This is a genomic window from Jeotgalibacillus marinus (assembly GCF_040801915.1).
Lineage (GTDB): Bacteria > Bacillota > Bacilli > Bacillales > Jeotgalibacillaceae > Jeotgalibacillus > Jeotgalibacillus marinus.
In genome coordinates this window covers 81,166-106,235 of sequence record NZ_JBFMIA010000006.1, presented here as the reverse complement: position 1 = coordinate 106,235, position 25,070 = coordinate 81,166, and the positions used below count along the sequence as shown (strand labels likewise).

Annotated in this window: 25 protein-coding genes and 1 riboswitch; of the genes, 4 read left to right on the top strand and 21 right to left on the bottom strand. The window is 39.4% G+C overall.

Annotated features, from left to right (window positions below; genetic code table 11):
- Window positions 1–8: 8 nt before the first annotated feature.
- Both AB1471_RS09140 and AB1471_RS09135 read right to left on the bottom strand, forming a co-directional pair.
- The gene (locus tag AB1471_RS09140) at window positions 9–833 is read right to left on the bottom strand and encodes a sulfite exporter TauE/SafE family protein (protein ID WP_367779453.1); all 825 of its coding nucleotides are present in this window, start codon (window positions 831–833) and stop codon (window positions 9–11) included.
- Between the two features lie 18 nt (window positions 834–851).
- A complete protein-coding gene (locus AB1471_RS09135; RefSeq protein WP_367779452.1) occupies window positions 852–1,697 on the bottom strand; it encodes a DUF72 domain-containing protein in 846 nt (281 codons plus the stop codon).
- Window positions 1,698–2,134: 437 nt separating this feature from the next.
- On the opposite strand from AB1471_RS09135, the gene AB1471_RS09130 reads away from it, so the two are divergent.
- Window positions 2,135–4,255, top strand: coding sequence for a LysM peptidoglycan-binding domain-containing protein (locus AB1471_RS09130; protein WP_367779451.1), 2,121 nt, complete (start codon window positions 2,135–2,137; stop codon window positions 4,253–4,255).
- Window positions 4,256–4,412: 157 nt separating this feature from the next.
- Here the strand turns inward: AB1471_RS09130 and sufB are convergent, their stop codons facing one another.
- From sufB to AB1471_RS09040, 18 genes are all read right to left on the bottom strand, one after another.
- Window positions 4,413–5,810, bottom strand: a complete 1,398-nt coding sequence (gene sufB, locus AB1471_RS09125) for a Fe-S cluster assembly protein SufB (protein ID WP_367779450.1) — start codon at window positions 5,808–5,810, stop codon at window positions 4,413–4,415.
- Between the two features lie 40 nt (window positions 5,811–5,850).
- On the bottom strand, window positions 5,851–6,288 hold the full coding sequence (gene sufU, locus AB1471_RS09120) for a Fe-S cluster assembly sulfur transfer protein SufU (RefSeq protein ID WP_367779449.1): 438 nt from the start codon (window positions 6,286–6,288) through the stop codon (window positions 5,851–5,853).
- Entirely contained in the window at window positions 6,278–7,507 is a 1,230-nt protein-coding gene (locus AB1471_RS09115; RefSeq protein ID WP_367779448.1) for a cysteine desulfurase, read from the bottom strand. Before AB1471_RS09115 ends, sufU begins: the two co-directional genes overlap by 11 nt.
- Window positions 7,507–8,814 carry a Fe-S cluster assembly protein SufD gene (gene sufD / locus AB1471_RS09110; RefSeq protein WP_367779447.1) on the bottom strand — a complete coding sequence of 436 codons (1,308 nt, stop codon included), beginning with the start codon at window positions 8,812–8,814 and terminating at the stop codon, window positions 7,507–7,509. The genes AB1471_RS09115 and sufD overlap by 1 nt, the downstream gene beginning before the upstream one ends.
- A 17-nt stretch (window positions 8,815–8,831) precedes the next feature.
- Window positions 8,832–9,614, bottom strand: a complete 783-nt coding sequence (gene sufC, locus AB1471_RS09105) for a Fe-S cluster assembly ATPase SufC (RefSeq protein ID WP_367779446.1) — start codon at window positions 9,612–9,614, stop codon at window positions 8,832–8,834.
- Between the two features lie 213 nt (window positions 9,615–9,827).
- Complete coding sequence (locus tag AB1471_RS09100) at window positions 9,828–9,986, bottom strand: YuzK family famiily protein (RefSeq protein ID WP_367779445.1); 159 nt, start codon at window positions 9,984–9,986, stop codon at window positions 9,828–9,830.
- A 131-nt stretch (window positions 9,987–10,117) separates the two neighbouring features.
- Complete coding sequence (locus tag AB1471_RS09095) at window positions 10,118–10,258, bottom strand: hypothetical protein (RefSeq protein WP_367779444.1); 141 nt, start codon at window positions 10,256–10,258, stop codon at window positions 10,118–10,120.
- A 212-nt stretch (window positions 10,259–10,470) separates the two neighbouring features.
- Window positions 10,471–11,316: a MetQ/NlpA family ABC transporter substrate-binding protein gene (locus tag AB1471_RS09090; protein WP_367779442.1), complete on the bottom strand. Its 846-nt coding sequence runs from the start codon at window positions 11,314–11,316 to the stop codon at window positions 10,471–10,473.
- Window positions 11,317–11,342: 26 nt separating this feature from the next.
- Window positions 11,343–12,011 carry a methionine ABC transporter permease gene (locus tag AB1471_RS09085; RefSeq protein ID WP_367779441.1) on the bottom strand — a complete coding sequence of 223 codons (669 nt, stop codon included), beginning with the start codon at window positions 12,009–12,011 and terminating at the stop codon, window positions 11,343–11,345.
- Window positions 12,004–13,029 carry a methionine ABC transporter ATP-binding protein gene (locus AB1471_RS09080; protein WP_367779440.1) on the bottom strand — a complete coding sequence of 342 codons (1,026 nt, stop codon included), beginning with the start codon at window positions 13,027–13,029 and terminating at the stop codon, window positions 12,004–12,006. The genes AB1471_RS09085 and AB1471_RS09080 overlap by 8 nt, the downstream gene beginning before the upstream one ends.
- Window positions 13,030–13,244: 215 nt before the next feature.
- Window positions 13,245–13,351: riboswitch (SAM riboswitch) on the bottom strand.
- 190 nt (window positions 13,352–13,541) lie between these two features.
- Window positions 13,542–13,853: a thioredoxin family protein gene (locus AB1471_RS09075; protein WP_367779439.1), complete on the bottom strand. Its 312-nt coding sequence runs from the start codon at window positions 13,851–13,853 to the stop codon at window positions 13,542–13,544.
- Window positions 13,854–13,861: 8 nt separating this feature from the next.
- Entirely contained in the window at window positions 13,862–14,215 is a 354-nt protein-coding gene (locus AB1471_RS09070; protein ID WP_367779438.1) for a toprim domain-containing protein, read from the bottom strand.
- Window positions 14,216–14,421: 206 nt separating this feature from the next.
- On the bottom strand, window positions 14,422–14,805 hold the full coding sequence (gcvH, locus tag AB1471_RS09065) for a glycine cleavage system protein GcvH (RefSeq protein ID WP_367779437.1): 384 nt from the start codon (window positions 14,803–14,805) through the stop codon (window positions 14,422–14,424).
- 85 nt (window positions 14,806–14,890) lie between these two features.
- Window positions 14,891–15,250: an arsenate reductase family protein gene (locus AB1471_RS09060; RefSeq protein ID WP_367779436.1), complete on the bottom strand. Its 360-nt coding sequence runs from the start codon at window positions 15,248–15,250 to the stop codon at window positions 14,891–14,893.
- 151 nt (window positions 15,251–15,401) lie between these two features.
- On the bottom strand, window positions 15,402–17,186 hold the full coding sequence (locus AB1471_RS09055) for an acyl-CoA dehydrogenase FadE (protein WP_367779435.1): 1,785 nt from the start codon (window positions 17,184–17,186) through the stop codon (window positions 15,402–15,404).
- A 31-nt stretch (window positions 17,187–17,217) separates the two neighbouring features.
- Window positions 17,218–18,396 (bottom strand): acetyl-CoA C-acetyltransferase, encoded by a 1,179-nt coding sequence (locus tag AB1471_RS09050; protein ID WP_367779434.1) that lies wholly within the window; start codon window positions 18,394–18,396, stop codon window positions 17,218–17,220.
- A 35-nt stretch (window positions 18,397–18,431) separates the two neighbouring features.
- On the bottom strand, window positions 18,432–20,813 hold the full coding sequence (locus tag AB1471_RS09045; protein WP_367779433.1) for a 3-hydroxyacyl-CoA dehydrogenase/enoyl-CoA hydratase family protein: 2,382 nt from the start codon (window positions 20,811–20,813) through the stop codon (window positions 18,432–18,434).
- A 343-nt stretch (window positions 20,814–21,156) separates the two neighbouring features.
- Window positions 21,157–22,074: a proline dehydrogenase family protein gene (locus AB1471_RS09040; RefSeq protein WP_367779432.1), complete on the bottom strand. Its 918-nt coding sequence runs from the start codon at window positions 22,072–22,074 to the stop codon at window positions 21,157–21,159.
- Window positions 22,075–22,269: 195 nt separating this feature from the next.
- Between AB1471_RS09040 and AB1471_RS09035 the strand changes: the two genes are divergently transcribed.
- Together AB1471_RS09035 and AB1471_RS09030 are read left to right on the top strand one after the other, a co-directional pair.
- Window positions 22,270–22,491, top strand: coding sequence for a hypothetical protein (locus tag AB1471_RS09035; protein ID WP_367779431.1), 222 nt, complete (start codon window positions 22,270–22,272; stop codon window positions 22,489–22,491).
- 12 nt (window positions 22,492–22,503) lie between these two features.
- Entirely contained in the window at window positions 22,504–22,824 is a 321-nt protein-coding gene (locus tag AB1471_RS09030; RefSeq protein WP_367779430.1) for a spore coat protein, read from the top strand.
- A 251-nt stretch (window positions 22,825–23,075) separates the two neighbouring features.
- Here AB1471_RS09030 and AB1471_RS09025 read toward each other — a convergent pair whose 3' ends face one another.
- Window positions 23,076–23,333: a DUF2573 family protein gene (locus AB1471_RS09025; protein ID WP_367779429.1), complete on the bottom strand. Its 258-nt coding sequence runs from the start codon at window positions 23,331–23,333 to the stop codon at window positions 23,076–23,078.
- 443 nt (window positions 23,334–23,776) lie between these two features.
- Here AB1471_RS09025 and AB1471_RS09020 point away from each other — a divergent pair, with 443 nt between their 5' ends.
- Entirely contained in the window at window positions 23,777–24,643 is an 867-nt protein-coding gene (locus AB1471_RS09020; RefSeq protein WP_367779428.1) for an HAD-IIB family hydrolase, read from the top strand.
- Window positions 24,644–25,070 lie beyond the last annotated feature (427 nt).

Genomic DNA, 25,070 nt, shown 5'->3' with positions numbered 1-25,070 from the left:
CCTTTCTGTTACCCTACTAGGCCATCAATAATCGAGCGAATGGCAATTAGTACGAGAATCACTCTTAGTACGAGAACAAGTTTATCTGACTGCAATCGAAAATTGAGCCAAGCACCGAATTTTGCACCGAACCAAGCTCCTGGCGCTAGCGCTAATACATATAACCAATTGACGTTACCTAGTACGATATGTGACGCTGAGCCAGTTAACGCAGATAAAAACACCATGAACATGGATGTCCCAACTGCTACATGAGGTGGGAATAAAAAGGCAATAATCATGAGCGGTACCATCACCGCCCCACCACCAATGCCCAATAATCCAGATGCAAATCCTACTAAAAATGCAACGGTAGCACCGATGAGTGGTGGGAAACCATATTGATAATCTACACCTTGTGGGTCAGTAAAATAGCGTTGATAAGAAGTTGTTTTAAATCGCTCAATTGGCTTTATTCTATTTCTAATCATTAGAATGAATGATAAAAAGAGCAAAAACACACCGAATGAAAGATGAAACGAATCTAGTGTAAGAGTTTGATTTACCCATGCACCTAAAATCGTTCCTGGTCCACTTCCAATAAAAAAGAGCAAGCCGCTCTTAATATCTACTGTTTTTGTCTTCATGTAAGAAAGTGTCGATGACAGACCTGTGAAAATCATCACTACAAGAGAGATGCCAACAGCAGTTTGAGGTGTGATCCCTTCAACTATCCCAAGTGTTGAACCAAAAAACAACAGGGCAGGTACCACAATCACTCCTCCACCAAGCCCAATCAACGAACCAATTGCGCCCGCTACCAAACCAATAAGCGGTAATATAATCCATTCCATGGTTGTCATCTCCGTCAATTAAAATAAATCAAGCTGTCTCGATGCTAAGTCTTCGTAATCAATTTTTAATAATTGCATTAGATGTTTGGCATTTCGAGCAGCATGACCACCAGAATTATTATTAAATAAAATATAAACATCTTTAGACTGACGCTGTATTTTTTTAAGTATATGAACCCATTCAAGAAGTTCTTGTTCATTATACTCATATAAATACCGAACCTCACGCCAATTGTCTTCGTTTCCTTTGCGTGTCCAACCATGAACATTTCGACCATGAAATCGAACGAGTGTAGCGTCGTTGTTCGTTGCAATGGGCACAATGGGAATCGATCCTTCCCCAGCTTGCGGTTCATCACAAACACTGTGGATCCAATCGCCTTTTTGTAAAAATGATACGGTTCGATCCCTGAATGCATCACTATACCAAGTTTGATTACGGAATTCGATTGATAAAGGTAAGTCTTCAAGCCGTTCTTTACAAAAGCGAATATAGTCAACATGAGCTTTTTGACAATCAAACCAAGGTGGAAATTGAAATAACACCATCCCAAGCTTTCCACTTTCAATCAACGGTCGAAGGGATTGGACAAACGCTTGGAACATCGCTTCTTTTGAATCAAAAGGAATATCCCCACGTTGATGACCGGTCATTCCTTGATAAGCTTTCACAATAAATTGAAAAGAATTAGGTGTATCATTTACCCATCTTTCCATATTGCGCTGAGACTGAATCGCATAAAAAGAAGCATCAAGTTCCACCACAGGAAAATGACTTGCATAATCTTTTAACTTATCTCGGCTAGATGAACGCTGATACACGTCAGGATGATCCCCCCATCCAGTTAACCCAATATAAATCATCTTATCACCTACTACTATGTATAACTATGATTGTACCATACGCAATGATAGAGCAATCACCAATCAAAAAGACAAAACGCCTCCCAAATGATGATTCCATCAATTTCTCTACAACCTATTATTTTTGAAAATAATGTAAATATAATACAAAATAAACAAATCTTCTATATTTGAATATATCGAGGCTTGATAGATGAAGTCGAATTCATATCCGACTCAATTTTCAAACTCCACAAAATTGCTTAAATTATTGTATTGGAAATCTATCTACATATTGGTATACTCACATCATAATAGTCTTATATATTTGATAAAACTATTTTAGATGGAATTTAAAGGGATTCTCCTATTTCAAGAGGTGGCTTCATGACCTAATTTGAGGAGAAGGTATTTTAAAATTCCATTAAAAAGACCAATTTAAAAAGGAGGAGAAAGAAATGCGGCAAAAAAGGAAAATAACGATGAACCAGTTATCTTCTCAGAGAAAGAAGTTAAAAGTTAAAAGAACAATCGTTACTACTTCAACAGCATCGATTATGACGATCAACATGTTCTCTCCAGCAGTAGGGGCTTTTTCATCTGAAGAACTAGATACTGATCAACAACAATTACTAGAGTTTGGTGACGAATTGATTTCAGAAGATAATGCTTTAGCAACAGAAGAAGAAATTGAAGCTCCTGTAGAAGAAACTGAGGAAGAAATTGAAACTCCTGTAGAAGAAACTGAGGAAGAAGTGGAAGCTCCTGTAGAAGAAACTGAAGAAGAAGTGGAAGCTCCTGTAGAAGAAACAGAGGAAGAATCAGAACTAGAGGATGAAGAAAATACACCTGAATCTAGTGAGGATGATTTACAACAAGAAGACTCGACGGAAACAGAGCCGAATATTGAATATGATATTACAGATTCAACTAAATTTGCCTACCTTGGACCCTTAATGGATGACAATTTTTTCATGTTAAAAGTTGACACACAGGGTTTTATTAATTCGATAGCTTCCCATGCTGTTGAATCTATGAACGGCAATAATATTCTTGCATCCATTATTATGGCCCAAGCAATATTAGAGACAGGTTGGGGACAATCTGAACTAAGTCGCAATGATAATAACCTTTTCGGTATAAAAGGTGATTATAATGGATCGTATGCTTTGTATCCTACTTGGGAATATTTAAACGGAGAATGGATAATAGTAGGGGATGAAAAGTTTAGGAGTTATCCATCATACTTAGAATCTTTTAACGATCATGGTGAATTCCTACAACGTCCTCATTACGCTAAAGTTATAGGAGAAACAGACTATAGAGTTGCAGCGCAAGCATTGAGTGATGCAGGATATGCTACCGATCCAGATTATCCTAGTAAACTAATCTCCATAATTGAGGGAAATGGATTACATCAATATGATGATATGGAGCCTTCTGATCCAGGTGATCCAGGCGACCCAGGTGATCCAGGTGATCCTAATCCTTCTACTTATACGGTAGTGGCGGGAGATACATTATCAGGCATTGCAGTACGATTTGATACGACTGTCGATGAATTAGCTCGTTTGAATAATCTCTCTAGCCCGTATTTAATTTATGTAGGACAAGAGTTAAAAGTTCCTAATGGAGATAATGAGGAGCCTACTGACCCAGACGATCCAGGTGAACCGGGTGATTCTAATCCTTCTACTTATACGGTAGTTTCGGGAGATACATTGTCTGCCATTGCGGTTCGATTTGGTACGACCGTTGATGAATTAGCTCGCTTGAATAATCTTTCTAGCCCTTATTTAATTTATGTAGGACAAGAGTTAAAAGTTCCTAATGGAGATAATGAGGAGCCTACTGATCCAGGTGAACCGGGTGATTCTAATCCTTCTACTTATACGGTAGTTTCGGGAGATACATTGTCAGGTATTGCGGTTCGATTTGGAACGACTGTCGATGAATTAGCTCGTTTGAATAACCTCTCTAGCCCTTATTTACTTCAAATAGGACAAGAGTTGAAAATTCCTAATGGACAAGGGGAGGAGCCTTCTGAACCGGGCGATTCAAACCCTGGAGACAACCCTTCTACTTATAAGGTAGTAGCGGGAGATTCATTGTCTGCCATTGCGGTTCGATTTGGAACGACAGTTGACGAATTAGCTCGTTTGAATAACCTATCTAGCCCTTATTTACTTCAAATAGGACAAGAGTTAAAAATTCCTAATGGAGAAGGAAACACTCCTTCAGAACCAGGCGATTCAAACCCATCTACATATACTGTAGTAGCAGGAGATTCATTGTCACTTATTGCGATTCAAACTGGAACGACAGTCGATGAATTAGCTCGTTTGAATAACCTCTCTAGTCCTTATTTAATTTACGTAGGCCAAGAGTTAAAAATTCCTAATGGAGAAGGAAGCACTCCTTCGGAACCAGGTTCATCTACATATAATGTAGTAGCAGGAGATTCATTGTCACTTATTGCGATTCAGGTTGGGTCGACAGTAGATGAATTAGCTCGTTTGAACAACATCTCTAGCCCTTATTTAATTTACGTAGGACAAGAGTTAAAAATACCAGCGTAAGATTTTAAAGTTAATTGCTGTTAAACAATAGCTTCTGGAGAGCTTTCAACACCTCTCCGGAAGCTATTCACCTGTCTGGATGTTTTAATGTCTGATAATAAAACACCCCCTCCACCAAAAATGGTAGAGGGGGTGTTCTTGATATACCAACGTTTGGTTATCCGATGGAACCTTCCATCTCAAACTTGATAAGACGGTTCATTTCAACTGCGTATTCCATTGGTAGTTCTTTTGTGAATGGCTCGATAAAGCCCATTACGATCATTTCCGTTGCTTCTTCTTCAGAGATTCCACGGCTCATAAGATAGAACAATTGCTCTTCAGATACTTTCGAAACTTTTGCTTCGTGCTCTAAAGAAATGTTATCGTTCAAGATCTCATTGTAAGGAATCGTATCAGAAGTCGATTGGTTATCCATGATCAACGTATCGCACTCGATGTTTGAACGTGCGCCATGCGCTTTACGTCCGAAGTGAACGATTCCGCGGTACGTTACTTTACCGCCTTGCTTTGAGATAGATTTCGAAACAATCGTTGAAGACGTATTAGGTGCCAAGTGATGCATTTTTGCTCCTGCATCTTGATGTTGCCCTTTACCTGCTAAAGCGATCGACAAGGTCATACCACGTGCGCCTTCTCCACGAAGGATCACCGCTGGATATTTCATTGTAAGCTTCGAACCGATGTTACCATCAACCCATTCCATTGTTGCATTTGCATCACATACAGCACGCTTCGTTACAAGGTTGAACACGTTGTTCGCCCAGTTTTGAATCGTTGTGTAACGGCAATAAGCATCTTTTTTGATGATGATTTCAACAACGGCACTGTGAAGAGAATTGGTTGTGTAAACAGGAGCCGTACAACCTTCTACGTAATGAACGCTTGAGCCTTCATCCGCAATGATCAACGTACGCTCGAACTGTCCCATATTTTCAGAGTTAATACGGAAGTATGCTTGAAGTGGTGTATCAACTTTAACTCCTTTTGGAACGTAGATGAATGATCCGCCTGACCATACAGCCGAGTTAAGCGCTGAGAACTTGTTATCAGAGTATGGAATGATCGTACCCCAATGTTCTTTGAAAAGTTCTTCGTTTTCACGAAGAGCAGAGTCAGTGTCTTTAAACACAATACCCATTTCTTCAAGGTCTTCTTTCATGTTGTGATACACAACTTCAGATTCGTACTGTGCAGAAACACCAGACAAATACTTTTGTTCTGCTTCAGGAATACCTAATTTATCAAATGTACGCTTGATTTCTTCAGGTACTTCATCCCAGCTGCGTTCACTTTTTTCAGAAGGCTTAACGTAATAAGTGATTTCATCGAAATTCAACCCACTCATATCGCCTCCCCATTGTGGCATAGGCATTTTATAGAAATGCTCAAGTGATTTCAAACGATAATCAAGCATCCATTTTGGCTCATTTTTCATTCGTGAAATTTCTTCAACGATTTCGCGTGTCAGACCACGCTCTGAGCGAAAGAGAGAAACGTCTTTGTCGTGGAAACCATATTTATAATCTCCTACATCTGGCATTTTCTTCGCCATGGTGATTCCTCCTTTTAATATGAGAAACGTGTCAAAAACACTATTCCTGATTCAAGTCAATTCCTTTTTCCATCGCTTTCCAAGCAAGTGTTGCACATTTAATTCGTGCTGGGAATTTCGCCACTCCTTGTAATGCTTCGATGTCACCAAGGTCGATTGAATCATCGTAATCCTTGCCTAACATCATATCGGAAAAGATCCCTGACATTTTCAAAGCCGTCTCTATTTTTTGCCCCGTGATCACTTGTGTCATCATTGAAGCAGAAGCCATTGAAATCGAACACCCATCTCCATCGAATTTCGCTTGCTTAACGATGCCATCTTGCACATCTAATGTTAAGTGAATGCGATCTCCGCATGTAGGATTATTCATATCGATTGTCACACTTCCATCTTCAATTGCACCTTTATTACGTGGGTTTTTATAATGATCCATAATGACTTGACGGTACAATGTATCAAGGTTATTAAAAGACATCGCTAAAATACTCCTTTGTTTTCACAAGTCCCGCTACTAACCGATCAATGTCCTCTTCTGTATTATAAAGGTAAAAACTAGCACGTGCTGTTGAAGAAACGTTCAACCATTTCATCAATGGCTGAGCACAATGATGACCTGCGCGAATGGCAATTCCTTCTGCATCAAGTACAGTAGCCAAATCGTGAGGGTGAACATCATCGAGATTAAATGTCACAATGCCTGCTCTTTTGCTAGGATCTTTCGGACCATAGATGGTCATTCCTTCAACCGCAGACATTTTTTCCAGCGCATATGCTGCTAAATGGTGTTCATGTTTTTCAATTGCATCAAGGCCAATCTCCTCTAAAAAGTCGATTGCAGCGCCCAAACCAATCGCTCCAGCAATGATCGGTGTGCCACCTTCAAGCTTCCAAGGAAGCTCTTTCCAGGTTGATTCGTGCAAACCAACGAAATCGATCATTTCGCCACCGAATTCTACAGGTTCCATGTTATTCAACCATTTCTTCTTGCCATATAACACACCAATCCCAGTTGGACCAGCCATTTTATGACCTGAAAATGCAAAGAAATCACAATCTAGATCTTGAACATCCACTTTCATATGAGGAGCCGCTTGTGCACCATCCACCACCATAACCGCACCATGATCATGGGCAATTTTTGTGATTTCTTTGATCGGATTCATCGTACCAAGTACGTTGGATACCATCATGATGGACACTATTTTCGTTTGTGATGTAATCGTTTCACGAACATCCTCTAATGACAACGTCCCATCTTCTTGAAGAGGCACATATTTAAGTGTTGCACCCGTTACTTTTGCTAGTTGTTGCCAAGGAATGATATTACTATGGTGTTCCATGTGTGTAATGACGATTTCATCGCCCTCTCCCACATTTGCATGACCATAGCTTTGAGCAACCGTATTGATTGCTGTTGTTGTACCACGCATAAAAATAACTTCTTCAGTCGAGGAAGCATTGATAAAAGTTTTAACCTTTTCGCGCGCACCTTCATAGCCATCTGTTGCTTTCGTTCCTAGCGTGTGAACACCACGATGTACATTCGCATTGTACCCACTATAGTATTCATTTAAAGCTTGGATCACAGACAGCGGCTTTTGTGAAGTGGCTGCGCTATCCAAATAGACAAGTGGCTGACCATTAACTTCTTGATCAAGGATCGGAAACCTTCTGCGGATCTCACTTACATTCATTATTGAACTTTCCTTTCAATTACCTCACTCAATTGTCTTTTAACACCCTCAATCGGAAGTTTTGTAACAACCGGTGCAAGGAATCCATGAATAACTAATCGTTCTGCTTCATGCTTTGAAATTCCTCGGCTCATCAAGTAGAAAAGCTGCATTGGATCTACACGGCCAACAGAAGCAGCGTGGCCTGCAGTAACATCATCTTCATCAATTAAAAGGATTGGGTTTGCATCGCCACGAGCTTTTTCACTAAGCATTAATACGCGTGATTCTTGCTCCGCGTTGGCCTTAGTCGCACCGTGTTCGATTTTTCCAATTCCGTTAAAAATGGATGAAGCAGCATCTTTCATCACGCCATGTTTTAAAATATAACCTTCTGAGTTCTTGCCCCAGTGCGTAATATTTGTTGTAAAGTTTTGCTTTTGGTCTCCGCGACCAACAACGACCGTTTTTGTATCACCAAACGAATTGTCACCAATAAGTTTCGTGATATTTTCAGCAATCGTATCGCCATCGTTCATCATCCCAAGTGCCCATTCAATACGTGAATCTCGACCTGCTACCCCACGACGATTTACATACGTAGTAGTTCCAGCTGATAAATTATCAACCGCACCGTACACGACGCGCGCATTTTGCTTCGCTACAACTTCGGATACGATATTCACAACCGATTCTTGCACATCTTCTGTAGCTAAATACGATTCAACGTATGTCACTGAGCTATTATCTTCAGCCACAACTAAAACGTGGTTGAAAAGTGTTGCTTCAGGGTTATCGTGAACGTACACCGCTTGAATTGGTTCAGTCACTTCTACATTTTTAGGTACATATAAAAATGCTCCGCCGTTAACTAAAGCAGCGTGTAAAGCCGTAAGCTTGTGCTCATCAACTTTAACAGCATCTTTCATAAAGTATTGTTCAACAAGCTCAGAATGATCCTTCGCTGCTGTTAGAATATCCGTGAAAATAACACCTTTTTCTTTTAACTCATCTGAAATAGTTAAATAAGCAGGCGTATTATTGCGTTGAATATACAAGCTTTGCTGCTTTTCAACATCAATTAGTGATTTGATGCTCTCAGGAAGATCTTCTAGAGAGCTGTATACTTCGCTGTCTACTGTATGTTTAGCAAACTGTGTAAAATTCCATTTAGCAATTTTGGTTTTGTCCGGCTTCGGTAGTGGAAGTTCATCCGCTTTCGCAAGTGCGTCCAATCGAAGGGACGACAGCCAGCTCGGCTCTCCATTCTTCTTAGAAAAAGCCTGTACCGCTTGCTGATCAACCGGCAATTTCGTTTGTGTCGTCATATTCATCCTCCTATCAGTTACGCTTCTTGGCCTACAGTTTCGTCTTCAATACCTAGTTCTTGTTTAATCCAGTCATAACCCTCTGACTCTAATCGCGCAGCAAGCTCAGGGCCACCTGATTTGACAACACGCCCTTGCATCATTACATGAACAAAGTCTGGCTCAATGTAGTTCAACAGACGTTGGTAGTGAGTGATAATTAAGCAACCAAAGTCTTCACTACGCATTTGATTAATTCCTTTTGAAACAACTTTTAAAGCATCGATATCTAGACCAGAATCAATCTCGTCTAAAATTCCGAATTCAGGACGAATCATCATTAGTTGAAGAATTTCATTACGTTTCTTTTCTCCACCAGAGAAACCTTCGTTCAGGTAACGCTGTGCCATGTTTTGATCCATTTCAAGGAAGTCCATATTTTTATCAAGCTCTTTGATAAATTTCATCAATGAGATTTCTTTTCCTTTTTCACGACGCGCATTGATTGCTGAACGCAAGAAATCTGCGTTTGTTACGCCAGTAATTTCACTTGGGTATTGCATAGCAAGAAATAGTCCAGCAAGTGCACGTTCGTCTACTTCCATCTCAAGTACGTTCTCTCCGTTAAGAAGAACCTCACCTTTTGTCACATCAAATTTCGGGTGACCCATAATTGCAGAAGCAAGTGTTGATTTACCTGTGCCGTTTGGTCCCATGATGACATGAATTTTACCGCTATCAAGTTCAAGGTTTACACCTTTTAATATCTCCTTGCCTTCGATTTCAACATGAAGATCTTTTATCACTAACGTTGAAGCCATAACCTAACTACCTCCGTTTATAGACAATTTTGATATGGAATAACCATTCTCAATTTATTCTCATTACAATCTTATAACAAATCAAACCTAGAATCAAATCCTACAGCGATTCTTTCGACAGCGGATTTTCACATCTATAGGAATAGCCAATTTCTAAATTATATGCACTAAAAAAAGCCAGTGTAATAAACACTGACTTTTCAACCTTTCTTATTATATATTACTGTGAAGTTTGCTTTCAAGGTCCGCAAATAATTGCTGGCCTTTTTTATAATTTTCTTCTCGTTTCATTTCAACATTCATACGAATATCATGCTCTCTCTTATAGGTTTCATAGCCAATTCCATGTGCGCTTAGCATGGCTTTTTCCATCTCACCTGTGTACTCCATTTTAATTAAATGGATAATGAATCATTCCTTTACGGTTTTTTCCGTGGCATGGTTTCATGTACATTAAGATGTATACCCGTTTAAACACAAGATAAACCTATTTTCTGAATTTTTTATGTTGTTGCATTTTCTTCTTTAAATTTTTGTAATGTCCACACAACCTTTATCGCTGCATGAGCATAACAACACCAGCTTGAATAGCTACTACATGAATTTGAGTTAGTATCTTTTAATGTAAAAACATCCTTCATCATGAATGCTGCTCCAAAAGTGTCCCTTTTTAATGTTATGACTAAAGTATACGAAGGATTCAGTATATCCTTTCTTTTTTGAATTTGCTTGTGTAGTTGTGAGCATCACTTCGCGTATGTTAGAATTCCCGTCTCCTTATCTACATCCATGCGCTCGTACATCGGGCTGCATCAATAATAAAACTCCTGTCAAATGACAGGAGTTTTCATGACAATTATTCAGCATCACCAGGGATGACGTTTCCATTCCATTCTTCTAAAATATAGTCTTGAATTTCTTCGGACATTAATACTTCAACAAGCTTTTGAACCGCTTCGTTATCTTCGTCACCACTGTTTACTGCAATGATGTTAACGTAAGGAGATTCAGAACCTTCAATTGCAATTGAATCTTCAAGTGGATTCAGTCCTGCATCAATTGCATAGTTAGAATTGATTAGAATTGCGTCACCTTCATCATTTTCGTAGAATTGAACGAGTAGTGATGCCTCAACATCGAATGAAAAATCAAGGTTTTTAGGATTATCTTGAATATCTCCAACTTCAGCAACCATTTTATCTACTTCAGGATCAAGTGTAATGAGACCTTCTTCTTCAAGCAGCGATAAAATACGAGGATGATCAGTTACAGAATTACTCATAATAATTTCCGCTCCGTCTGGAAGCTCATCAAGTGAATCATATTTTTGAGAATAAACAGCGATTGGCTCAACATGAATGCCACCTGCATTAACAAAGTCATAGCCAAGTTCTGCAATTTGCTGCTCGAAATAAGGGAGACTTTGAAAATAGTTTGCGTCAATTTCCCCTGCTTCAAGATCCTGATTAGGAAGAATGTAATCTTGGTACGTTTCAATCACAAGGTCTACCCCTTGTTCTTTAAGTAAAGGCTGTGCTTCCTCTAAAATTTTCGCGTGAGGAACATTTGATGCACCAACAATAAGTTCAACTTGTCCGCCTTCTTCTGTTCCTTCATTATCACCTGTTGAATCGTCTGCTCCACATGCTGCTAGAGCGAAAATACTTGTTGCTGCTAAAGCTCCTGTTAACCATTTCTTCATTCGTAATCTCTCCCTTTTCTAAAAATTTATCTTTTATCCAATCGATTGGTGAAGAAATCACCGATAAATTGGATAACAAACACAATAATCACTATGATGATCGTAGCTGCGAGCGTTACATCGTCACGACTACGTTGAAACCCTTCTAAAAATGCCAGATTTCCAAGTCCACCTGCTCCAATCACACCTGCCATTGCTGTGTAACCTACTAATGCAATCGTAGTAACCGTAATACCGGAAATAAGTGCTGGCAATGATTCTGGAATAAATACTTTTATGATAATCGTGCTCACTTTTGCTCCCATTGATCGAGCGGCTTCAATAACCCCTTTATCAATCTCACGAAGGGCAATTTCAACCATTCGTGCATAAAATGGTGCTGCACCTATGATCAGTGCAGGAAGCGCAGCGTCTGCTCCCCGAACCGTCCCAATTAATGTCCGTGTAAATGGGATCAATAGAATAATTAAGACAATAAACGGAATCGAGCGAAACACGTTCACAATAACACTAGTTATGCCATAGACAACCTTATTTTCCCGAATATTATCTTTCGATGTTAAGAAAAGTAATAAACCTAATAAAAGTCCAATTACAAACGTAAATGCAGTGGCTATGAGTGTCATATAAATCGTTTCATATGATGCTTCCCACATTTTCACCCAATCAACGTTTGGAAAAACTCGTTCAATCATGTGTGATCACCTCCACCCCAACTTTGGCTGATTCGAGGAAATCAACGGCTTTTGTAATCTCTTCCTGAACACCATGAACATGGATGAAGAGTGATCCATACGCTCCATTTTGCGTCTGTGAAATCTTCCCTTGCAAAATATTCACGTTAATATCAAACGATCGAATTAAATTTGTGATTATCGGTTGCTCAGTTGCTTCACCGACAAACGTTAGTTTAATCACTTTACCATCCTCGTACTCATCTAACAGATGTTCGATCGTTTCACGCGTTTCTTCTGGCTCAGTAACTTGTTGAACGAATCGTTTTGTGATCTGCTCTTTAGGTTGTTTAAATACCTCGAGTACATCGCCAAGCTCGACTACTCGTCCATCTTCCATTACTGCAATCCGGTGACAAATCTTTCTGATGACATGCATTTCGTGTGTGATCAGAACGATCGTTAGCCCAAGACGTTTGTTGATATCCACAAGCAACTCTAAGATTGAATCAGTTGTTTGTGGGTCAAGTGCTGATGTCGCTTCATCGCACAGCAATACTTGTGGATCGTTAGCGAGTGCACGTGCAATACCAACACGCTGCTTTTGACCTCCGCTAAGTTGTGATGGATAAGATCCCCCTCGGCCATTAAGTCCAACGAGCTCAATCAATTCATCAACTTTTTTTTCCCGCTTTTTTTTATCCACTCCCGCAATTTCAAGTGGGAACGAGATATTTTCTCGAACAGTTCGCGACCATAAAAGATTAAAATGTTGAAAAATCATGCTTATTTTTTGGCGTGCTTTTCGAAGTTCTGCGCCTCTTATATTAGAAATGATTTTGCCATTAACATCAACTGTTCCTGAAGTTGGAGATTCCAATCCATTTAACATTCGAATGAGTGTACTTTTCCCAGCACCACTATATCCGATGACACCAAAAATTTCACCTTCTGTAATTTGCAAGTTTACATCATCAACGGCAGTAAACTTTCCATCCTTTGTTTTAAATATCTTTTTGACATTGGAGATTGTAATCATTCCATCGCCTCTTTCTTGATTAAAATTGAGTAAGCTGCTGCATGATACTCGGAAATAACTCCAATACGTTTTTCACTTCTACTGATTAACCGATCCCCATGCAGATGCTAGCAAAAAATAGTTTTACCATACTATAAATCATTATGCCGTTTAACTACATTAAAAAAACGCCTTCTGCTATATGAGCAGAAAGGCGCGTAAAGTTAAGGTCCCTTCTCTCATCTTCCAGGTTTTATCCTGTGTGAATTGGCACCTTTCCAGTCAAAAGACTGCTGGTTGCCGGGTTTCATCGGGCACATCCCTCCACCGCTCTAAATAAGAGTTACGAATAATATTAAGTTAAATAACGCTTGATACGATTTACATAATCAATACGCTTTTATTATTACGAAAGTCATCGTATCACGGATATAAAATAAGTGTCAACAAAAAATGTTCGTATTTTTTTGTTTAATGAAAGAATGGACGAACGGTTTGCTACTAAAAAAAATGTAAAAAGCCACTCATATCCATCATGAGTGACTTTGCAATGTTTCGTATAAATTGGGGACAGATTCGAATTTATATGCTTTTTTCACTAGTTCACCGTTTTTCCAAATCAACAAGCAGGGAACGCTCTCAATTTGGTAGGTTTCTGCGAGTGATCCGACATAATTCAGATCCGCTTTTCCAATCTCATAACCTGTTACAGTTGTTGCTGTGATTTCGAGCATTCTGCTTGCTAGCTTGCATGTTCCACACATCGGAGTGTACAAATAAAGTGCTGTGTTTTCAGCATTGTCTAACTTGGCATTTAAAAGCTCGAGGGACCATTCATTGATCATTTATCGATTCATCCTTTTTCCAAATACTCAGTGTAAACATCGATATCTGCGGCTACTAATATCGATGCTAAGTGTTTTGAGGGTGCTGTTGCCACCTCGCGATAGGAACGGTCAATATAAAGATGTTCAGCATCTGGGAATTCTCGTTTAAATTGCTTGCGTAGTTTTTCTCCAGCCTCGTCTGCATCCACTAAAATATAGACGTCTCGGTTTGTTAGCTGTTCGATTAATTCATCCATTTTGTTAAAGCTGATTGTGCCATTTGTGCAAATAATATCAACTGGCTCTCGAATAATCGGTTGTACTTTTCGTTTATCGGACGTTCCTTCGACAATGATGACTATCTCGTCAACGTCATCCACTACAGATCACACCCTATCATCCATATTAATCCAAAACCTAACCTCGTTCGTTAGATTACAGTAGTATATGATGCTACCTTTATTTTCGCTTGTTTCTTTTAGAAAAGCAAATAACAAAAGCGAAATCGGTTCAATTCTGTCCAACCTCAACAAAAAACTGCCACCCGTATCTTAAACAGGTGACAGCCTCATTTCATATGTAATGCTTAGTCTTCGTTGATCATTTCGTCATATTTCTCAGCAGTCATCAGACTATCTAACTCATCAGTGTTGTTTAACTCAACGGTAACCATCCATGCTTTTTCGTAGGGAGATTCATTAACGAATTCAGGGCTATCACTTAGGTCTTCGTTGACTTCTACAACTTTTCCGCTTACTGGTGCATAAAGCTCAGATACCGTTTTAACGGATTCTACACTGCCAAATGGCTCGTCCGCTTTTAGCTCATCGCCTACTTCTGGAAGTTCAACGAATACGATGTCGCCCAGTTCAGATTGAGCAAATGCTGTGATACCGATGCGTACTTTATTGTCCTCTTCTTTTACCCATTCGTGTTCTTCAGAATAACGTAACTCTTTTGGTGAACCCATGTTTTCCCCTCCGTATTCAATCTATGTTCTACATTCTAATCTTGGCATATTCAAAGCGCGAACACAAGTAATGATTCAGAACAATCTATACCTTCCAATGCTGTTCAAATTCTGGTTCTTTAAAGCCAACCGTTACAGTCTTTCCGTCAGTCGTCAGTGGACGTTTAATTAACATGCCATCGGTAGCAAGAAGTTCAAGCTTTTCTTCATCCGACATAGCTGGTAAACGATCCTTTAAGCCTAAATCACGATATTTCATGCCACTTGTATTAAAGAATTTCTTGATATCCAATCCACTATTTTTATACATTTTTTCAAGCTCGTTTTTTGACGGAGGGGCCTCTACTAAATGAATTTCTTCATAGGAAGTGCCTTCTTCATCAAGCCATTTTTTCGCTTTACGACACGTGCCACATTTGGGATACGAGTAAAATGTGATTGCCATACTAATCACCTCTGTATTAAATTTACCTCAGTTAATGGACTTTGGCATACGTCTATTATAGAACATGTGAAAGATTAGTAACAACTTCGATACAGTAAAGAGTTCCCTCTAAAAAACACCCAGCGAAATGTTCGCTGGGCGCCTTTTCTCATTATACGACGAACTTCTCAACATCAATCAACTTAGCTGCTGCTTCACGTTTTTTCACAACTAAGTTCACCGGCGTGTAGCGCGTAAATTTACGAAGTGCTGACAACATCATACGAAGTGTGTCGCCGTCTTCCACAGCAATGATTGTTTCTTTGGCGTGTTGTTCGATTTCGTTGAATGCTTCTTGACAGAAAATTTGTGTATAAAGAACTTTTTGTTGATTCTTTTCAAGACCTGTTTTGGCCACAGCTTTTTGTGTGCGAAGAAGTGCTGATTCCATTGCGTACGCAAGAGAGACGATATCGGCAATGTTCACAAGTACTTCTTGTTCTTGTTCAAGCGCTTTGCCATATTTTTGTGCTGCAAGACCAGCAGCAAGCAACCCAATTTTTTTCGCATTTTTCACAAGATAAGCCTCTTGCGCTAGTGGCTCATCACTAACTTCTTCTGGCATCATCGTCATTATTTCTTCTTGAAGTGCTTGAGCTTTTTGCAGAAGCGGAAGTTCACCTTTCATTGCTTTACGTAGGTACGTGCCAGGTACAAGAAGACGATTGATTTCGTTTGTGCCTTCAAAAATGCGGTTTATACGCGAATCACGGTAAATCTGTTCTACTTCATATTCCTGCATAAAGCCGTATCCACCGTGCAATTGAAGTGCCTCATCAGCAATGTAGTCAAGCGTTTCGGTACCAAATACTTTATTCAATGAACACTCAATTGCGTATTCTGCTATTGATTTCGCAACTTCTTTACCATCTTGAACCTCTTCCTCACTAAGCTGGCTCATGCGATCTTCAAAAAGACCAACTGTACGGTACACTGAGCTCTCCGTTGCATAAAGCTTCGCGCCCATTGTAGCAAGCTTTTCTTTTGTTAAATTAAACGAAGAAATTGGCTTTTTAAATTGTTGGCGCTGATTTGTATATTTAACCGCAAGTTCAAGTGCACGCTTTGAACCGCCGACTGTACCTACTCCTAGCTTGTAGCGACCGATATTTAAAATATTAAAGGCAATGACATGACCTCTTCCTGCATCACCTAGTAGATTTTCAACCGGGACTTCAGCGTCAGAGAGGATGAGTGTACGAGTTGAAGAGCTCTTGATTCCCATTTTTTTCTCTTCCGCTCCAACAGAAACACCTGGGAAATTGCGCTCTATAATAAACGTCGAGAAATGCTCGCCGTCGATTTTTGCATATACAACAAATACATCAGCGAAACCAGCGTTTGTTATCCATTGTTTTTCACCGTTTAAGACATAGTGTGTGCCAGCTTCGTTAAGCTTTGCAACGGTTTTAGCACCTAATGCATCAGATCCTGAACCTGGTTCTGTTAGTGCATAAGCAGCAATTTTTTCACCAGTAGCAAGTGTTGGAAGATATTTTTTCTTTTGCTCCTCGTTACCGAAAAGAACGATTGGCAAGGAGCCTATTCCAACGTGAGCACCGTGTGTGATAGAGAACCCACCCGCACGAGACATTTTTTCAGCGATAAGCGCTGAACTTACTTTATCGAGTCCAAGACCTCCATATTCCTCTGGAACATCAGCACCTAAAAGACCAAGATCACCAGCTGATTTAAGTAGCTTGACCGAACGATCAAACTCATGATTTTCAAGGTGCTCAATTTGAGGTACAACTTCATTGATCACATAATCTTCTGTTGTTTTTGCAATCATTTTTTGCTCGTCTGTGTAGTCTTCTGGAGTAAATACGTCGTTTACTTCGATATCCTCGATTAAAAAGCTTCCACCCTTAACAACTGATTTTGTTTCGTTTGACATGATTAATTCCTCCCTTTTCCCCAAAAGTTGTTTAGTTGATCATTTCAAAAACACCTGCTGCGCCCATTCCTCCACCTATACACATTGTGACAACGCCAAATTGTTGCTGTCTTCTTTGAAGTTCATGCAAAAGTGAAAGCGTAAGTTTTGCTCCCGTACAGCCAAGTGGATGACCAAGTGCGATCGCACCACCATTTACATTGACGATTTCTTCATTTAAACCAAGCTGTCGAATCACTTGAATGGATTGAGAAGCAAACGCTTCGTTTAGCTCAAATAAATCAATATCAGAGAGCGATACCCCCGCTAGTTTCAGTGCTTTTGGAACAGCTTCAACTGGGCCTACGCCCATAATTTCTGGTGGTACCCCGCCGACAGCGAATGAACGAAATTTTGCGATAGGCTTCAAGTCGAGTGACTCTGCTTTTTCACGATCCATTACCATAACAGCTGCAGCACCATCACTTGTTTGGGAAGAGTTGCCGGCTGTTACCGTTCCTGTACGAGAAAATACAGGAGATAATTTGCTTAGTGTGTCAACGTTAGAAGTGGCTCGAACGCCTTCATCTTGTGAAAAGTGAATGAGACGCTCTTGCATTTGATGCTTCTCATCAACGTGCCTGAGCGTTACATCAACAGGAACAATCTCATCATTAAATTTGCCCTCAGCCAGTGCCTTTGCTGCTTTTTGATGACTGTGCACAGCAAACGCATCTTGATCTTCACGCGTGATGCCGTATTTTTTTGCAACCTCTTCGGCTGTATGCCCCATGCTCATATAGTACTCCGGCATTTCTTCCGCAAGACGAATGTTTGGACGAACCGTATGGCCCATCATTGGTACAAGGCTCATTGATTCTGCTCCACCTGCGATAATCGTATCTGCATAACCAAGCATGATCCGCTCTGCACCATAAGCGATCGATTGAAGACCTGATGAACAGTAACGGTTGATTGTAATCGCAGGTACTGTGTGAGAAAGACCTGCTAATGCACCGATATTACGAGCCATGTTCATACCTTGTTCAGCCTCTGGCATCGCACATCCAATAATTAAATCATCAATCTCTCCATCATAATTTCCTGCTCGTTGTAAGGTTTCTCTTACGGCAAGTGCACCTAAATCATCAGGACGCACGTTCGCTAACTTACCCTTTTTTGCTTTCCCGACTGGTGTTCTTGCACCAGCGACAATCACTGCTTCACGCATTGTGCTCCCCCTTTAAATGATATTTGTCACATCAATTAGTTTCGTAATGGCTTTCCTTTCACAAGCATGTGTTGCATTCTCATTTGTGATTTTGGTTCAGTAATCAAACTTAGGAACGCTTCACGCTCAAGTTTCAACAAGTATTCTTCGTCCACCTCTGTTCCAAAGGGCACTTTTCCTCCAGCAATCACGTAAGCTAGTTTTTTTGCAATCTTTAAATCATGATCTGAAATAAAGCCTGAATGGTGCATGGATTGCGCTCCTAAAAGTAATGTCGCATATCCCGTCTCACCCACGACTGGTACCTTACGTTTCACTGGAGCTGAGTAGTTTTCGGCTAAATGAAGTACCACTTGCTTCGCGTCATATAGTAAGTGATCGCCATTTGCACTAATCCCATCAGCCGATGTTAAGAAGTGATGCTCCTTCGCTTCTGCACCAGATGTTGATACCTTTGCCATTGCAATTGTTTCAAACACTTTATTTGCGACTTTTTGAAGGTCAAAATCAAGTCCTTTTGGTAGGCTATTGTAATAATTTAAATACAGCTCTTTGTTTCCGCCACCGCCAGGAATCAGCCCGACGCCAACTTCTACCAATCCCATATACGTTTCAGCAGAAGCTTGGATATGATCAGCCGGTAAACAAACTTCTGTACCACCACCAAGTGTCATGCCAAACGGTGCAGCCACAACCGGGAATGAGCTATATTTCAACCGCAACATCGCAAGTTGAAATTGTTTCACAACCATATCGATCTCAAACATATTATCGTCTTGAGCTTCCATTAAAATCATCGCAAGATTCGCACCAACACAGAAGTTTTTGCCTTGATTTCCAATGACAAGTCCTTTGTAGTTCTTCTCTACTTCATCAACTGCAAAATTAATCATCTGGATAATATCCATGCCAATCGCGTTGCTTGGTGAGTGGAACTCAAGTAGTGCCACACCATCACCTAAATCAATTAAACTAGCACCCGTGTTTTTCTTTATTACGCCATTCTTTTTCTTCCATCGTTTAAGATTGATTACTTTTTCATTTTCTTCAACTAAATGATAACTGCCGTCTTGATAGAAGTATTGGTCGCCCTCTTCTTCCTTATAGAAAGTCATGTGACCTTCGCTAAGCATTTCTTCTACCCAAGCAGGAATTGTTTTACCTTCTGCTTTCATTTTTTCAACTGACTTTTCTAAACCAATTGCGTCCCATGTTTCAAATGGACCCATTTTCCAGCCGAATCCCCATTTCATTGCGCGGTCAATGGAGACGATGTCATCGGCAATTTCACCGTGCAGCTCTGCAGAATATACAAGAGCTGGTGATAAAATCGACCACAGCAGTTCGCCAGCACGATCTTTTGCATATACAAGCGCTTTTATTTTATTCGCTAATCCTTTTTCCTGTTTCGCCATTTCAACAGATGGTGCCCGAAGTTTTTTGCGTTCTTGATATTGAAGAGTCTCTGGATTTAATTCGAAGATTTCTTTTCCCTTTTTCAAGAAAAATCCTTGACCAGATTTACTACCGAGCCACCCATTATCACGCATCTTTAGCATAAATTCTGGAACATCAAAAACGTCCTTTTCTTCCCCTTCCACTTTGTCGTACACATTTTTTGCTACATGGATAAATGTATCTAACCCAACAACATCCAGCGTGCGGAATGTAGCACTCTTTGGACGCCCTATTAGTGGACCCGTCACAGAATCAACTTCCCCAACGCTGTACTTGCCTTTAATCATTTCTTGTGCAGTCATAAGGAGGCCGTATGTTCCAATGCGATTAGCAATAAAATTTGGAGTATCTTTCGCAATGACAACACCTTTGCCAAGTGTATCTTCTCCAAACTCTTTCATAAATGACACTACAGATGGATCGGTAAGTGGCGTCGGGATCACTTCTAAAAGCTTTAGGTAGCGTGGTGGGTTAAAGAAGTGGGTACCTAAGAAATGCTTTTTAAAATCATCTGAACGTCCTTCAACCATTGCATCAATTGAAATACCAGATGTATTTGAACTTACAATGCTACCGTCTTTACGATGTTGTTCAATTTGCTCAAAAACCCTTTTCTTTACATCAAGATTTTCAACCACAACTTCAATAATCCAATCCACTTCATTTAAACGATGGATATCATCCTCTAAGTTTCCTGCTTCAATCAGTGCAGCATTTTCTTTCGTAGAGAGTGGTGCTGGCTTTTGTTTAAATAAATTTTGAATCGCTCCTGCACTCATGCGATTGCGCACAGCTTTGTCCTCTAATGTTAGACCTTTTATACTTTCTTGCTCCGTTAACGAGTTGGGTACGATATCAAGCAATAATGTTGGAATACCAATGTTAGCTAAGTGAGCGGCAATGCCAGACCCCATAACTCCAGAACCAATAACCGCTGCTTTTTGAATGTGTCTGCCCAAACTAGTTTCCCCCTTTGAAGCTTTTTTGAATGAATAGCTGTGTAAAATATTAAACACCATAAATTTTTGTCATATTTTATTGAATGAACCATCATTCATTTTTAAATTAAAAAAATATTCAATTTTCTTCACTCCTTTATCATAATTGATTTTTCAACATTTCGCAACCAAAAGTTGAAGCGGATTGTCCAGCAACGACAAACATAAGCCGCTACTTTTAGGATGATGTTTTTTGCACTCAAGCCAGTATGACTAGACCACTTGAGGGGAACTAAACGTCATGACAATCGTATATTTCACATAAAACAATCGGCTGATTTTTCCTTCAGCCGATTAGGGTGTGCTATCGATTCATGATCCCTTTAGCAACAAACGCTACGTTTGCAGGACGTTCAGCAAGTCGACGCATAAAATAACCGTACCAGTCTGTTCCAAACGGCATATATACGCGCATTTTGTACCCTTCTTTATGAAGCTCACGTTGTCGCTCTTCCCGAATACCATATAGCATTTGGAATTCAAATTGATCACGTGATATACCATGCTCTCTCACGAACTCTTTTGTATATTGAATCATTGCATCGTCGTGTGTAGCAACTGCAGTATAATTGCCATTCAACAAATGCATTTTAATAATGTTTTTAAAATTAGCATCGACGTCGTGTTTTTCAGGAAAAGCAACTTCAGGGGATTCTTTATAGGCTCCTTTAACAAGTCGAAGGTTTGGCGAATGAACACTAAGTGCTTCCATATCAGCTTCTGTCCGGTACAAATACGCCTGAATAACTGTTCCAATGTGATCGTATTCATGTTTAAGTTTTTTGAATACCTCAAGCGTACGACCGCAATGCTCATAGTCTTCCATATCGATCGTCACGAAAACATCGTACTCAGCTGCCACATCTAAAATTCTTCTCATGTTTTCAAGTACGACGTCTTCAGATAAATCAAGACCCATAGAAGTTAATTTCAGTGAAAGCTGAGAATCAATTTGATACGTTCCAATCGCACGAACTGCTTCTATACATAGTTCGGCCATCTCACTCGCTTCTTTTTCGTTATCCACGAATTCGCCGAGGCAATCAAGTGTTACACAAAGACCTTTTTGATTAAGCTCTTGAATCGATTTCACTGCTTGCTCAACCGTTTCCCCAGCCACAAAACGTGCTCCTCCAAAACGAAGACCATATTGCTTAGCCACCTTCGTCATTGGTTTATTTTTAGATAGAAACAAAAAGAAATCACGCATCAATCGTTCCATGACGTCAACCCCCCCTGAATACAGAAATCACCTGTAAGAGCTTTGTGTTTTTTGAAAATAAAAAATATTCATATGTTTCTCCCCTATTTTATCATGCGTGTAACGATTTTAATATAACAATAGTCGTATATTTTTTAACGCTTTGGAGAACGTAAAAGAGAAGTCTAGAGGAACCTAAAGGAGGCTAAATCGATCATGCAAAATCAATCCCTCTCAACAAAAGATGCATTGTACATTGAAGACATGCTCGCATGGAATTTACTTGCGGCCAAAAAAAGTCATTTCGCGGCTTCCAACTGCCAACAACCCGCTCTAAAAGCCCAACTAGAAGAATGTTGTAATATGCACAGAAAGCACTACGAAACACTTACAAATTTCTTATCAACAACATCACAAACTTCTGCAGGAATGCAATAGGGAGGCCTTCATATGCAACAAGAAATGGGACAACAATCAAGTGGTGGAACACAACCACCCTCAGCGATGACGGATCAAGATTGGGCAACCGATCTACTTATTTTAGAAAAGCATTTGTGCGTTAGCTACAGCACAGCACTAAACGAGGCAAGTACACAACCCTTATTTGATGTGATATCTACAATTTGCGGGGAAACTCAAAAATCACAACATCAACTGTTCGAATTTATGAAACAACAAGGCTGGTACAAGCCCACGCAAGAAACTCCTGCGACTTTACAGCAAAATGCTCAAAAGGCTAAAACGGATATGGCGCAGTTACCAGTCCATTAAGTTCACCCTTCGTATTTCCTTTAAATGTTATTTTGCTAATTGGGATCAGTGTGAACTTTTGAAACACGGTTATCCACTTAAATGACAAGAAAAAAAGGAGCTGATTGAAATTCAGCTCCTTTTTAATAGGTTTCTTATTAATTCGTGGGTCTTTACATTTTTTCCAGTTCCTAATTCAACATTTCATCTCAGCACAACTGTCAGGCTTATTTTGATCCAGCCAACATCCTATTCCACCACCAACTAACACCTTACTCCCTACTATCTTCTTTCGCTTTCAACTCTTTATTTTTCTTCTGAATCTCAAGGACAACTTTTTTCATTTCCTCTTTTCCTTCTGGATAAAGAGAGTTCCAGTGTTTAGCTAGTGATGGCATTGATTTGGCAATGTGGTTATAGATGATCCATTGCTGAATTTTTTCAACAGCTTCTTCGGATGTTTCCCCGATTAAGAGTTCCGTATATTTATCAATCATGGCTTCAAGGTGTTCGCTAAGTTCGTTTGCCATTTTAATCAGTCCCTTCATATTAATTTTTTATTTAGAAAAACCGCCTCACGAATAGACGGTTTCAATTTTTTACTGACCCGCTGCTATTGCGGCTACAACGTTTGTTTGTTAAACGGTACAACGCCCTTTGCCATGAGGGATGCATAAAGGCGTAACAGTAAATCTAAAATTTCGATTTCATGAGTCTTATCTTCAGTCTAGATAACAACTAACCATTCGTCAATCAATTTGAGAATCGTTATCAACACCTATTGTAAATATGTCAAAATTTGTTCGTCTATGCTGCTCTTTTATTTACATAATCATCACATTCCAAATGAAACTTCTATATCTCAATAAAAGTAATTTTTGCATTCTTATGTTAAAAAAATTATAATCAAAAAATGGAGGGATATCCTGGTATCACTCTAGAAGAACTGACAGAGTAATGGAGGCGTTCATTCGTGTTACTACATAACAAAGAGAAATTCAAACAACTTTCAGTCGTAGAAAAACCGAAGTATATTGTATTCTGTGATTTTGATGAAACATATTATTCTCACAATCTTGATCAGAGGAAACAACAAAAATTATATGAATTAGAAGAATACCTTGTTCAAAAAAGTGAGGAACAACAACTTATGTTTGGATGGGTTACAGGCAGTAGTATCGAGTCTGTATTAGACAAAATGGAAAAAGGGAACTTCAGATTATCCCCTCATTTTATAGCGAGTAATTTAGGAACAGAAATAACCTATTTCAGCAAACAGAACTATGGGGAGTCTGATTTAGATTGGAATTTACGTTTACAAAAGACAAACTATTCAATGTCGAAAGTACAAGAAATTGTCCAATCATTACAACAAGACTACCAGATTTATTTGGAAGCACAAACGCAATTAGGCAGTTCACGCTTCAAGAACAATTTTTATTACAAAGAGTTTTATTACAAAGAGCATAATACGACCATTGATGAGCATAACCTTTCAATCATTCGAGAAAAAGCTGAACAGCACGGTATTAGTGTAAATATTAATAAATGTAACCCTCTCGCTGGTGATCCAGAAGATAGTTATGATGTAGACTTTATTCCTTTTGATACTGGTAAAGATAAAATTGTAGCGTTTATGTTGAAAAAATACGGAGTAAGTTTAGGGAATTCCTTCGCTTTTGGTGATAGCGGCAATGACTTACAAATGCTTAAGTCAGTCAAACATGGTTATCTTGTTGAAAATGCAACAGGAGAAGCTAAAAGCTTTCATTCAAATGTTGCAATGGGTGAATACTCAGAAGGGATTTTAAATACACTAAAATCTATTATTGAGGAGTAAATGTTAAAAGGCATAGGTACTGCCTTTTGAATCGTTGCAAAATCATCAGGCACAAGGTTATTTTTCATTAAAGAGTCTCACACGATGAGTACGCCAAGACGGTATATTTTTACTTAGCATCCTTCGGGGTGCTTTTTTGATGGTTCTGGTATAAAAATCATTGAATGTCTTAAAGTCGTGGGAGCGCGTCTAACATCCTTTCATTCCCTCTCCTCTGCCAGTTTGGGAAATCACAAAGAAGAGCATTTTATAGGGTACTGGCAATTCTAACAGTTATTTAGTTCTCTTGTAACTTTGACACAAGTCTTGAAAAGACACTTAAGAATCGATTTAATAAGTCAGCTGTTAACTTTTTAAATAAGAGATATCCCCAAAAAAATAAAATACTGAATCGTTTCAAACAACTATACTTCTTTTTTTGCACGGA